We start from the raw sequence: 15902 nt of genomic DNA, 5'->3' as shown, positions 1-15902 counted from the left end.
AATTGTTAATCTAGGGAGGGATGACAAATGGCAACACTCAATGGTACTACGAACGCTGATTCAATAAGTTTAAGTACTTCCAGCGCTAGTAATGTTACAGTGGATATGCAAGGAGGCAATGATACTGTAAGTTGGGATGGTTCAACGAGTTATAGTTTGGTTGACGGTGGGTTAGGAACAGATACTTTAAATCTGACAACGACAGCTTCAGTTGATTTTGTGAGTGGTTATGGTACAAGATTTACTAATTTTGAAGTGCTGAATGGGTCGACAGGTAATGACTACATTACGGCAAGTACCCAGTATGCTAAAGTGGATCTTGGTACGGGGAATGATACTTTTACATGGAATGGTGCGAGTGGATTTACCCTAGTAGATGGTGGTAGTGGTACTGATACTTTAGTATTTTCAACTGCTACTACATTAGATTTTACTAAAGGTGCTGGCACTGCATTTAAGAACTTCGAGGTACTAACTGGCAGTTCTGGGGCCGATGCCATTACAGCGACGACCCAATTCGGGAGTATTGACCTTGGACTTGGCAATGATACCATGACGTGGAATGGTGAGACGAAGTTTACAAGTGTTAACGGTGGTAGTGGTACGGATACCTTGATTTTAGGTAAGAGTACAACCCTCGACTTAGTTTCTGGTTATGGCACTGTCTTTAGTAATTTCGAAACGTTAATCGGTAGTTCATTGGCCGATATTGTTAAAGCAACGACCAACTTCACTACAGTAGATCTGGCAGGTGGCAATGATACTTTCACGTGGGCTGGTGCGACGAACTTTACGAGTATTAGCGGTGGTAGCGGCATAGATACTTTAGTCATGGCAAATGGTGGAACACTGGATCTGACCAGTGGTTATGGTACAAGATTTAGCAATTTTGAGATCTTAACAGGTTCTTCAGGCAATGACTATATAACGGCAAATACTCAGTATGGGAAAATCGACCTTGGTCTTGGTAATGACCAGTTTACCTGGAATGGCGTAAGTGGCTTCACTTTAGTCGATGCGAGTACAGGTACTGATACTTTAGTATTCTCAGCCGCAACGACAGTGGACTTTACGAAAGGTGCTGGAACCGTATTTAAGAACTTCGAAGCATTGACTGGTAGTTCTCAAGCAGATACCATTACAGCGACGACCCAATTTGCAAGTATTGACCTTGGACTTGGTAATGATACCATGACGTGGAATGGTGAGACGAAGTTTACAAGTGTTAATGGTGGTAGTGGTACAGATACCTTGATTTTAGGTAAGAGTACAACCCTCGACTTAGTTTCTGGTTATGGCACTGTCTTTAGTAATTTCGAGACGTTGATCGGTAGTTCTACAGCAGATATTGTTAAAGCAACGACTAATTTTACAACAGTGGATCTGGCAGAAGGTAATGACACCTTTACGTGGTCTGGTGCTACGAACTTTACGAGTATTAGCGGTGGCAGCGGTATAGATACCTTAGTGATGGCAAGTGGTGGTACGCTAGATCTGACTAGTAGTTATGGAACAAAGTTTAGCAATTTTGAAGCCTTAACAGGTTCATCAGGCAATGACTATGTAACCGCAGGTACCCAGTATGCTAAAGTAGATCTTGGTATGGGAAATGATACTTTCACGTGGAATGGTGCCAGTGGCTTTACCTTAGTGGATGCTAGTACAGGTACTGATACTTTAGTATTTTCATCGGCCACGACAGTAGACTTTACTAAAGGTGCTGGTACCGTATTTAAGAACTTTGAAGCGTTGACTGGCAGTTCTCAAGCGGATACCATTACAGCGACCACTCAATTTGCAAGTATTGACCTTGGACTTGGCAATGATACCATGACATGGAATGGTGAGACGAAGTTTACAAGTGTTAGTGGTGGTAGTGGTACGGATACCTTGATTTTAGGTAAGGGTACAACCCTCGACTTAGTTTCAGGTTATGGTACTGTCTTTAGTAATTTCGAGACGTTGATCGGTAGTTCTATTGCAGATATTGTTAAGGCAACAACTAATTTCACTACAGTAGATCTGGCAGGCGGCAATGATACCTTTACCTGGGCAGGTGCTACGAACTTTACGAGCATTAGCGGTGGTAGCGGCATAGATACCTTAGTGATGGCAAGTGGCACAACTCTGGATCTGACCAGTGGTTATGGTACGAAATTTAGTAATTTTGAAGCCTTAACAGGTTCCTCAGGCAATGACTATGTCACAGCAACGACCCAGTATGCTAAAGTAGATCTTGGTCTTGGTAATGACCAATTCACGTGGAATGGCGTGAGTGGTTTCACCTTAGTCGATGCTAGCAGTGGCAGTGATACCTTAGTATTCTCAGCCGCAACGACGGTAGACTTTACTAAGAGTGCTGGTACCGTATTTAAGAACTTTGAAGCGTTGACTGGCAGTTCACAAGCGGATACGATTACAGCGACCACTCAATTTGCAAGTATTGACCTTGGACTTGGCAATGATACCATGACATGGAATGGTGAGACGAAGTTTACAAGTGTTAGTGGTGGCAGTGGCACAGATACCTTGATTTTAGGTAAGAGTACAACCCTCGATTTAGTGTCTGGTTATGGCACTATCTTTAGTAACTTTGAAACCCTGATCGGTAGCTCATTAGCGGATAATGTCAAAGCTACAACTAATTTCACGACAGTGGATTTGGGTGGTGGTAATGATAGCTTTACCTGGGCTGGTGCTACGAACTTTACGAGCATTAGCGGTGGTAGCGGTACAGATACCTTAGTGATAGCAAGTGGTGGTACGCTAGATCTGACTAGTAGTTATGGAACAAAGTTTAGCAATTTTGAAGCCTTAACAGGTTCCTCAGGCAATGATTTTGTAACGGCAAATACCCAGTATGGGAAAATCGATCTTGGTATAGGGAATGATACTTTGACGTGGAATGGTGTAAGTGGTTTCACTTTAGTAGATGCTGGTACAGGTACTGACACCTTAGTATTCTCAGCAGCAACGACGGTAGACTTTGCTAAGGGTGCTGGTACCGTATTTAAGAACTTTGAAACGTTGACTGGTAGTTCTGGGGCTGATGCTATTACAGCAACAACCCAATTCGGGAGTATTGACCTTGGACTTGGTAATGACACCATGACGTGGAATGGCGAGACGAAGTTTACAAGTGTTAGTGGTGGTAGTGGTACAGATACCCTGATTTTAGGTAAGAGTACAACCCTCGACTTAGTTGCAGGTTATGGTACAGTCTTTAGTAATTTTGAAACCCTAATTGGTAGTTCATTGGCGGATAATATCAAAGCTACAACCAATTTCACGACAGTCGATTTGGGTGGAGGCAATGATAGCTTTACCTGGGCTGGTGCTACGAACTTTACGAGCATTAGCGGTGGTAGCGGTACAGATACCTTAGTGATGGCAAGTGGCACAACTCTGGATCTGACCAGTGGTTATGGTACGAAATTTAGTAATTTTGAGGCCTTAACAGGTTCCTCAGGCAATGATTTTGTAACGGCAAATACCCAGTATGGGAAAATCGATCTTGGTATAGGGAATGATACTTTCACGTGGAATGGTGTAAGTGGTTTCACTTTAGTAGATGCTGGTACAGGTACTGACACCTTAGTATTCTCAGCAGCAACGACGGTAGACTTTGCTAAGGGTGCTGGTATCGTATTTAAGAACTTTGAAGCATTGACTGGTAGTTCTGGGGCTGATACCATTACAGCAACAACCCAATTCGGTAGTATTGACCTTGGACTTGGTAATGACACCATAACGTGGAATGGCGAGACGAAGTTTACAAGTGTTAGCGGTGGTAGTGGTACAGATACCCTGATTTTAGGTAAGAGTACAACCCTCGACTTAGTTGCAGGTTATGGTACAGTCTTTAGTAATTTTGAAACTCTAATCGGTAGTTCATTGACGGATAATGTGAAAGCAACAACCAATTTCACGACAGTGGATTTGGGTGGTGGTAATGATAACTTTACCTGGGCAGGTGCTACGAACTTTACGAGCATTAGCGGTGGTAGCGGTACGGATACCTTAGTCATGGCAAGTGGTGGGACACTAGATCTGACTAGTGGCTATGGTACAAAATTTAGTAATTTTGAGTCATTGACAGGTTCTTCAGGCAATGACTTTGTAACGGCAACAACCCAGTATGCTAAAGTAGATCTTGGTCTTGGTAATGACCAATTCACGTGGAATGGCGTGAGTGGTTTCACCTTAGTCGATGCTAGCAGTGGCAGTGATACCTTAGTATTCTCAGCAGCAACGACGGTAGACTTTACTAAGAGTGCTGGTACCGTATTTAAGAACTTTGAAACGTTGACTGCCAGTTCACAAGCGGATACTATTACAGCGACCACTCAATTTGCAAGTATTGACCTTGGACTTGGCAATGATACCATGACATGGAATGGTGAAACGAAATTCACCAGCATCAGTGGCGGTAGTGGTACGGATACTCTGGTTTTGGCTAAAGGTACAACCCTCGATTTAGTGTCTGGTTATGGCACTGTCTTTAGCAACTTTGAAACCCTGATCGGTAGCTCATTAGCGGATAATGTCAAAGCTACAACTAATTTCACGACAGTGGATTTGGGTGGTGGCAATGATAGCTTTACTTGGGCAGGTGTGACGAACTTTACGAGCATTAGCGGTGGTAGTGGTACAGATACCTTAGTGATGGCAAATGGTACAACTCTAGATTTGACCAGTGGTTATGGTACAAAATTTAGTAATTTCGAGGCATTAACAGGTTCCTCAGGCAATGACTATGTCACAGCAAATACCCAGTATGGAAAAATCGATCTTGGTATAGGGAATGATACTTTCACTTGGAATGGTGTGAGTGGTTTCACTTTAGTCGATGGAAGTTCAGGTACAGATACCTTAGTATTCTCATCCGCAACAACGGTAGACTTTACGAAAGGCGCTGGTACGGTATTTAAGAATTTCGAGGTATTGACTGGTAGTTCTCAAGCTGATGCTATTACCGCAACAACCCAATTCGGTAGTATTGACCTTGGACTTGGTAATGACACCATGACGTGGAATGGCGAGACGAAGTTTACAAATGTTAGTGGTGGCAGTGGCACAGATACCTTGATTTTAGGTAAGAGTACAACCCTCGACTTAGTTGCAGGTTATGGCACTATCTTTAGTAACTTTGAAACCCTGATCGGTAGCTCATTAGCGGATAATGTCAAAGCTACAACCAATTTCACGACAGTAGATTTAGGTGGCGGTAATGATAACTTTACCTGGGGTGGTGCGACGAACTTTACGAGCATTAGCGGTGGTAGCGGTACCGATACCTTAGTCATGGCAAGTGGCACAACTCTGGATCTGACCAGTGGTTATGGTACGAAATTTAGTAATTTTGAAGCCTTAACAGGTTCCTCAGGCAATGACTATGTCACAGCAACGACCCAGTATGCTAAAGTAGATCTTGGTATGGGGAATGATACTTTCACGTGGAATGGTGTAAGTGGTTTCACTTTGGTAGATGCTGGTACAGGTACTGATACTTTAGTATTCTCGGCGGCAACGACGGTGGACTTTACGAAAGATGCTGGTACAGCATTCAAGAATTTCGAAGCCTTGACTGGTAGTTCTCAAGCCGATACCATTACAGCCACGACTCAATTCGCGAGTATTGACCTCGGACTTGGTAACGATACCATGACATGGAATGGTGAGACGAAGTTTACAAGTGTTAGTGGTGGTAGTGGAACAGATACCTTGATTTTAGGTAAGAGTACAACTCTCGATTTAGTTGCAGGTTATGGCACTATCTTTAGTAACTTTGAAACCCTGATCGGTAGTTCGTTGGCAGATAATGTCAAAGCTGCGACCAATTTCACGACAGTAGATTTAGGTGGTGGTAATGATAGCTTTACTTGGGCTGGTGCGACGAACTTTACGAGTATTAGTGGTGGGAGCGGTACGGATACCTTAGTCATGGCAAGTGGCACAACTCTGGATCTGACCAGTGGTTATGGTACGAAATTTAGTAATTTTGAGGCATTAACAGGTTCCTCAGGCAATGACTTTGTAACGGCAAATACCCAGTATGGGAAAATCGATCTTGGTCTTGGTAATGACCAGTTCACTTGGAACGGTGTAAGCGGTTTTGCCTTGGTCGATGCTAGTACAGGTACTGATACCTTAGTATTCTCAGCCGCAACGACAGTGGACTTTACGAAAGGTACTGGTACAGCATTCAAGAACTTTGAAGTACTGACTGGTAGTTCTGGGGCTGATACCATCACGGCTACAACCCAATTCGGGAGTATTGACCTTGGACTTGGCAATGATACCATGACGTGGAATGGTGAGACAAAGTTTACAAGTGTTAGTGGTGGCAGTGGTACAGATACCTTGATTTTAGGTAAGAGTACAACCCTCGATTTAGTTTCTGGTTATGGCACAGTCTTTAGTAACTTTGAAACCCTAATCGGTAGTTCATTGGTCGATATTGTTAAAGCAACGACCAATTTCACGACAGTGGATTTGGGTGGAGGCAATGATAGCTTTACCTGGGCGGGTGCGACGAACTTTACGAGCATTAGCGGTGGTAGCGGTATAGATACCTTAGTGATGGCAACTGGTGCAACGCTGGATTTGACCAGTGGTTATGGTACGAAATTTAGTAATTTTGAAGCATTGACAGGTTCCTCAGGCAATGACTTTGTAACAGCAACGACCCAGTATGGAAAAATCGATCTTGCTCTTGGTAATGACCAATTCACTTGGAACGGTGTAACCGGCTTCACCTTAGTCGATGCTAGCAGTGGCAGTGATACCTTAGTATTCTCAGCCGCAACGACAGTAGACTTCACTAAGGGTGCTGGTACCGTATTTAAGAATTTTGAAGCATTAACGGGCAGTTCTCAAGCTGATACCATTACAGCTACGACCCAATTTGGTAGTATTGACCTTGGACTTGGTAATGATACCATGACGTGGAATGGTGAGACGAAGTTTACAAGTGTTAATGGTGGTAGTGGTACAGATACCTTGATTTTAGGTAAGAGTGCAACCCTCGACTTAGTTTCAGGTTATGGCACAGTCTTTAGTAATTTCGAGACCTTAATTGGTAGTTCATTGGCAGATATTGTTAGAGCGACGACTAACTTCACAACAGTCGATTTGGGTGGTGGCAATGATACCTTTACCTGGGCAGGTGCTACGAACTTTACGAGTATTAGTGGTGGGAGCGGTACGGATACCTTAGTCATGGCAAGTGGCACAACTCTGGATCTGACCAGTGGTTATGGTACGAAATTTAGTAATTTTGAGGCATTAACAGGTTCCTCAGGCAATGACTTTGTAACAGCAAATACCCAGTATGCGAAAATCGATCTTGGTGCAGGGAATGATACTTTCACATGGAATGGTGTAAGTGGTTTCACTTTAGTAGATGCTGGTACAGGTACTGATACCTTAGTATTCTCAGCCGCAACGACAGTAGACTTTACTAAGGGTGCTGGTACCGTATTTAAGAACTTCGAAGCATTGACTGGTAGTTCTGGGGCCGATACCATTACAGCAACAACCCAATTTGGTAGTATTGACCTCGGACTTGGTAATGATACCATAACGTGGAATGGTGAGACGAAGTTTACAAGTGTTAGCGGTGGTAGTGGTACAGACACCTTGATTTTAGGTAAGAGTGTTACCTTAGACTTAGTTGCAGGTTATGGCACTGTCTTTAGTAATTTCGAGACGTTGATCGGTAGTTCGACAGCCGATATTGTTAAAGTAACGACTAACTTTACAACCGTGGATCTGTCAGGCGGCAATGATGCCTTTACCTGGGCAGGTGCTACGAACTTTACGAGCATTAGCGGTGGTAGCGGCATAGATACCTTAGTGATGGCAACTGGTGCAACGCTAGACCTGACCAGTGGTTATGGTACGAAATTTAGTAATTTTGAAGCATTAACAGGTTCATCAGGCAATGACTTTGTAACGGCGAATACTCAGTATGCTAAAATCGATCTTGGTATAGGCAATGATACTTTCACATGGAATGGTGTAAGTGGTTTCACTTTGGTAGATGCTGGCACTGGTACTGATACCTTAGTATTTTCAGTAGCAACGACAGTAGATTTTACTAAGGGTGCTGGTACCGTATTTAAGAACTTCGAAGCATTGACTGGTAGTTCTGGGGCCGATACGATTACAGCAACCACTCAATTTGGTAGTATTGACCTCGGACTTGGTAATGATACCATAACGTGGAATGGTGAGACGAAGTTTACAAGTGTTAGCGGTGGTAGTGGCACAGACACCTTGATTTTAGGTAAGAGTGTTACCTTAGACTTAGTTGCAGGTTATGGCACTGTCTTTAGCAATTTCGAGACGTTGATTGGTAGTTCTACAGCAGATATTGTTAAAGCAACGACTAACTTTACAACCGTGGATCTGTCAGGAGGTAATGATATCTTTACCTGGGCTGGTGCTACGAACTTTACGAGCATTAGCGGTGGTAGCGGTACAGATACTTTAGTGATGGCAAGTGGTGCAACGCTAGACCTGACCAGTGGTTATGGTACGAAATTTAGTAATTTCGAGGCATTAACAGGTTCCACAGGCAATGACTTTGTAACGGCAAATACCCAGTATGGAAAAATCGATCTTGGTCTTGGTAATGACCAGTTTACGTGGAATGGTGTAAGTGGCTTCACGTTCGTAGATGCTGGTACAGGTACTGATACCTTAGTATTCTCAGCAGCAACGACAGTGGACTTTACGAAAGGTGCTGGAACCGTATTTAAGAACTTTGAAGCATTGACTGGTAGTTCACAGGCTGATAATATTACAGCCACGACTCAATTTGCGAGTATTGACCTTGGACTTGGTAATGATACCATGACTTGGAATGGTGAGACGAAATTTACAAGCATCAGTGGTGGTAGCGGTACGGATACCTTAGTATTCTCCAAAGCGACATCCATTGATTTGACAACCGGTTATGGTACAACCTTTACTAGTTTTGAAGGTGTGACTGGTAGTTCTGGAGCTGATTGGTTAAAAACTTCGAGTAGTTATACGAGTATTGATTTAGGATCTGGTAATGATACCTTTGTTTGGACAGGTGCAACTAACTTTAGCAGTATTAATGGTGGCAGTGGCATTGACACTTTAATTATGGCGAATGCGTCTTCCATTAACTTTAACAGTGGTTATGGTACAGGATTTACCAATTTTGAAAAAGTGATTGGTAGTACAGGTGCTGATTATGTACAAGTGAATGCTGGAGTTACATCCGTTAATTTCACAACCTTCTCTGGTGGCGTGGATGCTGTCAGCTTTAACACTGGTTACTGGGGTACGAGTGCGGTAAATGTAAACTTTGGTTATCAGTCTGGAGTGTCATCCCATTTGGATTTAAGCACGATTAATATAGTTGGTTATGGCGGTGGAGGTACTGACTTCACTAAGTTAAGCTTTAACTATGATGGCAGTACAAATGCAAGCTATACTCTCAATACGGTGCAACAGACTAATGGCGATCTGACAATTAGCTTTAGTGGTACGTCGGCCAATCTGGGAAGTATCAATTTAGTGGGTGGCGATCAATTTTGGGGATACAATAATTTCACCCATACTGGTATGCATCTAAATGATAAGAATAGTGCACATACTATGTTCTGGACTGGCAGTTCATGGGCTTAATGACTTGTCTATGTAGCTAATCTTCAATAGTATAGTAAAAGGTCACAATCGTTACGGTTGTGACCTTTTATATAGTGAATACTGTCTTTCTAAATTTAAAATTAGTGTAAAAAATGAAAAAAATGGTAGCAGGATATGAGTCTAACTTTGTAGAATCTTTGTAGAATATGTATTAGTAACGTGGGATAAAATTCGCAGGTTGATTAGGGGGAGACGATGAAACGAGCTACTAAAAATGCAAAAAAGAAGCAACAAAATCAATCGCACACTAAACTACCTGCACATGGTCAGGTGCAGGAGGTCGGAAAAGAACAGCGCGATTTCGCACAAGTCAAACAATTTTTACAAGATGGCAAGCTTGATGAGGCAATGGGGCTATTGCGTCATCTTGAACAAAATTATTCACAAAATTCTCAAGTCTTATACCTATTGGGGTGCGTATTTTTTCTAAAACAAAATTATAAAGAGGCGTTGACCTCTTTTGAAACTGCATTACTACAAAATCCTAATGATGGGATTTTATATAATAATAAAGCTGTGGCTCTTGAAAAGCTAGGTAGAAATGGGGAAGCGGTAGTTGCCTATCAAAAAGCTATCAAGATGAAACCTGATTATGTGGAAGCACTTTGTAACCTAGGGTCATTATATGAGCGGCAAGGTAATTATGAAGAAGCTGTTATTCACTTAAAGATGGCAATTGCTTATGAGCCAAATAACGCTAAAGCATATAATTTTCTAGGTCTTGCCTATGAAAAGCTTACTCGTTGGGATGAAGCCATTCATGTTTATCAACAAGCATTAGCACTTATCCCAGAAATGATTGAAGCGGCAAATAATTTGGGAAATCTTTTATTAGACAGAGGGCGTATCACTGAAGGCAGAGGGGTATTAGAACAAGCTTTAGCAAAACAACCTATGAATTGCGTTTTACTCAATAATTTGGGACATGCCTATTTGTCACAGGGGCGAGCTGACCAAGCATTAGAGTTTTATCAAAAAGCTAAAATGGTTAATACTGATGGAATAACAGCCATTGATAGTAATATTTTATTATCAATGAATTATTTACCTTTTAGTCCACAGACGATATTTGCTGAACATGAACAATGGGGCAGAAAATTTCCTGTAGTAGCATCAGCAAGTGATTTTCCGAATGAACGGATATCAGGCCGTCGTCTAAAGATAGGTTATGTATCCCCTGATTTTTATAGCCATTCGGTTATGTATTTTTTTGAAGCTGTACTCATCAATCATAATCATCAGGATTTTGAAATTTTTCTATATAGTGCTCATCCTTATTACTTTGATGAAACAACGGCTAGATTACATAATCATACTGATGGTTGGCGTGATATTTCAAATCTTACCCATGATGAAGCAAAAGCGTTGATTGGACAGGATGAAATTGATATTCTAGTTGATTTGGCTGGTCATTGCTCAAAAAATCGTTTAGCGTTATTTGCCCTCAAAGCGGCACCCGTGCAGGTTACGTGGATTGGTTACCCGAATACTACGGGATTGTCTCAGATTGACTATCGTTTTACCGATGCGATAGCTGACCCGATAGGGGAAACGGACATGCTGCATACGGAGCGACTCTTGCGGCTGCCACAGACTTTTTTGTGTTATACGCCACGGCAGGATATTGCCGAGCCTGCGCAAGTTCCCGCATTGACAAAAGGGTTTGTCACTTTTGCATCCTTTAATAACTTAGCTAAAATAACACAGCCATTGATTGCATTATGGAGTTATATTTTGCAAGGGGTACCTACTTCACGTTTGTTATTAAAAGCGCGTGGCTTGGGTGATGACGGTGTACGCCAGCATTTGCTATCCATGTTTAAGGATCATGGAATTTCTGAAGAACGTATTATTTTTGCTGAAAGATGTAGCAATATACGAGAACATTTCGATTACTACAATGAAGTGGATATTGCTCTTGATACCTTCCCTTACCATGGGACGACGACGACATGCGATGCGTTGTGGATGGGGGTACCTGTTATTTGTTTGGCTGGTAAAAGTCATGTATCACGTGTAGGCGTTAGTTTGCTGCATAATGTTGGTTTACCAGAGATGATAGCCAGTAGTCCAGGGGACTATATTCATCTTGCTGTCAATCTGGTAAATGATTTACCCCGCTTAGCTGCCTTACGTCAAGGTTTACGACAAAAAATGAGTGCATCACCATTACTTAATGGGAAGGATATGGCAAACAATGTTGAAATAGAGTATAAAAAAATGTGGCAAGAATGGCTAATTGCAAATCCTGCAACGGATGGGCAGCGGATCAGACAAAGGATTGAAGGAGGAGCTGTTACGAAAGAATTGAGAAGCAACTCGTTCAATGTGATGGCTTATTATCAACTTGCTACCAATCTTAAAGATAAACAGCAATGGCAGGAAGCTATCACTGCGTATCAGCAAGTGATTGCTTTAGCACCCAATCATCCAGAAGCCCATGCTAGTTTAGGGGCTATCTTACATCATGTAGGTCAGTCCGTAGAAGCCGTAGAGCATTATCAAAGGGCTGTTGAACTTAACCCACAAAACCATGCTCTTTTACATAATTTTGCAATATTACTTAGAAGTAATGGTAAGAAGAATGAGGCTGTGCAACTTCTCGAAAGAGCGGTTGAAATTCAATCCGATTATCTGTCGGCTTATTTGCAACTTTTACAACTTTGTCAGGAAAATGGTAATTGGGAACAAGTGATTCGATGGTCAAAGGAAATTTTAAAGATTGATATCAACAACCTAGAAGCTTTACGAAGCTTAGGCAGTGTTTATAAAGGGAGAGGGCAGCGCAAAGAGGCACAAGAGTATCTTGAACGAGCTTTAGTGATTATGCCAACTGCAGTTGATCTATTAAATACGTTGGGAAATTTGTTTACCGAAGCAGGCGATGTCACAAGAGCCATTGAAACTTATGAAAAAGCACTGGAAATTCAGCCTGATGAAGCCATTACCTATTGCAATTTAGCCAGTTGTTTAGCCAAACAGGGGAAAGCTGCAGAAACCTTAGCGAATTTTCGTAAGGCTCTTCAGCTCAATCCTCATATGGCAAAATTACATAGCAACATTCTGTTGGCATTGGCCTATTTAGATCCTATCGATTCAAAGGCGATCTATGAGGAACATCTTCAGTGGGATCGTTGTCATGGATCTATATTATACCCAGGGAGTTCCTTGCCTGTTAAAAAGCGAGATAAGGGGCAAAGGGAGCAACGACTGAAAATTGGATATGTATCGCCTGATTTTCGTAATCATTCAGTTGCTTTTTTTATTGAGGGAATTTTGCAAGAGTATGATCGACAAAGATTTGAAGTCGTGTTATATTCGGATGTCAAATTTCCAGATGGGGCTACGGCTAGAATTCGGAATCTAGTTGATAGTTGGCAAGATATTTCACGTTTGACCGATGAACAGACCTATGAATTGATTGTCAAAGATGAGATTGATATTCTGGTAGATTTAGCTGGTCATACGGCTGATAATCGTATGCAGGTATTTGCGAGAAAGGCAGCTCCTGTACAAATTACATGGATTGGTTATCCAAATACTACGGGACTTGCTGCTATGGACTATCGCTTTACGGATCATTATGCTGATCCAATAGGGATGACAGAGGTCTTTCATTCAGAAGAATTGATACGTTTGAAGGATTCTTTTTTGTGCTATCTTCCAAGAGTAGATAGCCCGCCTGTTAGTGAATTACCTTGTTTGCAGAAAAAATATATCACTTTTGGTTCTTTTAATAATTTTAATAAAGTATCAGATCAAGTGATTTCACTATGGGGACAGATTTTAAACAGTGTTGATCATTCTCGTTTATTGATTAAAGCAAGTGGCTTTGCTGATGCCTATGTTAGAGAAAAGACATTGGAGATGTTCCATGCTATGGGGATCGAAAATGAACGAATTATTATGCTTGGCCAAATCCCTTCTTATCAGGAACATTTAGCACAATACCATTTGGTGGATATTGCTTTAGACACCTACCCTTATCATGGAACAACTACGACTTGTGAGGCACTGTGGATGGGAGTTCCCGTCGTTACATTGGCTGGCAGTGCCCATGTATCACGAGTGAGTGTGAGTTTGCTATCAAATGTGGGACTAGCAGAGTGTATTGCCGTTACTGCTGATGAATATGTGGCTATTGCAGTAGCATTAGCAAGTGATCGTAGGGAGCTAACAGAAATTAGGGAAAAACTCCGCCCACGAATGTTGGCATCACCCCTCATGCAGACTAGAGCATTTACTAAGAATCTTGAAGGTACATATCATAAATTGTGGAAACGACACTTAAATAGGATGGGTGAGGTTTTACCTGACGATAGCAGTGCAAGCTTTGATGTGAAGGAATTAGAACACGAATTAGTACAAGGTAATGCTGCACTAGCAGCTGGTGACTTTGCCAGTGCCAAGGTATTTTATGAAAAAGTCCTTCAACTAAAACCACAGGAAACTGTTGCCTTACATGGTTTGGGATTGATTATGGGGCAAAGGGGAGATCTTGAAGGCGGTATTTCACTCATCAAGCAAGTTGTAGGTATCGATCCTGGTTATTTTGAAGCGTTGTATAATGCGGCATTATTATATCAAAAAAAATATGATCTTCAGCAGGCAACAATTTATTTGGAACAGGCGTATAACCTTAGGCCCTATCATCTAGGCGTTAATATTAATTTGGCACGTGGCTATAAAAGCTTGGGACAGGCTGATAGAGCTAGTAGTCTTTATCAGCAGGCTTTGCAATTATCAGGAGAATCGAAGGATCTTATTTGTGAAGTCAGTGATTTTTTTACTCAATGTGGTAAATGCAGCCAAGCGATTACCTTGCTGGAAAAAGGTTTGACCGTTTATCCTCAAGATACAGGAATTCTGCAAGGATTGGGATTTGCCTATAAGATGAGTGGTAATAGCACAAGAGCATTAGAGTATTATCGTAGAGTCACAGAGCTTAACCCGACTTTAATTGAAAACCATAGCAATCTATTATCCACATTGAATTGTTTGCCAACCTATAGCCATCAAGTCATTTTTCAAGAACATTGTGCTTGGGGGGAGCGGCATGCTAATGCGTTGCGACAATATTTTACTTATCCAACAGTGATTAAAACTAATAAAGTACTAAAAATTGGTTATGTTTCTGCTGACTTTCGGGAACATTCGGTAGCCTATTTCATGCAGGCTGTTTTGCAACATTATGATCGCGCTAATTTTCAAGTGTTTTTATATAATAATGGAAACGTGCTGGATGCTGTTTCACAGCAGTTTAAAAGCTTGGCAAGCCAGTGGATAGATATTAGTCAATTGCGTGATGAGGTAGTAGCGCAGCACATTCACCAAGAGGGCATTGATATCTTGGTCGATTTGTCTGGTCATACCGCAGGTCATAGGTTACTCATGTTTGCTCACAAGCCTGCACCAATTCAGGTCACTTGGCTTGGATATCCCAATACAACTGGGATGAAGGCCATAGATTATCGGATTACAGATCACTATGCTGATCCGATAGGTATGACTCAGGAGTTTTATACGGAAAAACTTATACGAATGCCCAATTGTTTTTTGAGTTACTCACCGAAAGTAGCTCGTTCAGAACAACTCATCCTGCCTTATACCAAGCATGGTGGACGAGTGACCTTTGGTTCATTTAATAATTTAACGAAAATTACTTCTCAGGTACTCAATGTTTGGTGTCATATTCTTCGAAGGGTGCCCAATTCTCGGCTTATTCTAAAATCAATTGGGCATGCCGATCAGGTTGTGCAGGTACAAATCAAAGAATTTTTTGCAGCACAAGGCGTTGATTCAGGGCGTATTATCTTGCAAGGGTATCAATTCAATCATAGTAGTCATATGGATATGTACCAAGAAATTGATATTGCTTTGGACTCATTTCCCTATAATGGCACAACGACGACATGTGAAGCATTGTGGATGGGAGTGCCAGTTATAACCCTTACTGGTGATAGTCACGTGTCAAGGGTAGGAACCAGTTTACTACACTACTCGGGTCTGCCAGAATTGATTGCCAGCAATGAAAGGGAATATATTGAGCTTGCGGTAAATTTGGCAACTGATGTAGAAGGCTTACGACGAGTACGTGAAAAACTGAGTCAGCAGCTGCCTAGTTCTCTTCTTTTGGACGGAATTAAATTTACGCGAGAGTTAGAGCAGCAATATCGTAGTATGTGGGAAGAATGCCTAAGCAAATAAGAAAACCG

Annotated in this window: 2 protein-coding genes; both read left to right on the top strand. The window is 41.8% G+C overall.

Annotated features, from left to right (window positions below; genetic code table 11):
* The first annotated feature begins 27 nt into the window (after positions 1–27).
* A complete protein-coding gene (locus ACAN52_RS00500; RefSeq protein WP_378950584.1) occupies positions 28–9666 on the top strand; it encodes a beta strand repeat-containing protein in 9639 nt (3212 codons plus the stop codon).
* 216 nt (positions 9667–9882) lie between these two features.
* Positions 9883–15894: a tetratricopeptide repeat protein gene (locus tag ACAN52_RS00495; RefSeq protein WP_378950581.1), complete on the top strand. Its 6012-nt coding sequence runs from the start codon at positions 9883–9885 to the stop codon at positions 15892–15894.
* Positions 15895–15902 lie beyond the last annotated feature (8 nt).

The organism is Pelosinus sp. sgz500959 (assembly GCF_042610375.1).
Lineage (GTDB): Bacteria > Bacillota > Negativicutes > DSM-13327 > DSM-13327 > CTSoil-075.
The sequence above is the reverse complement of the archived record's forward strand: the minus strand, read 5'-3'. Positions and strand labels throughout refer to the sequence as shown.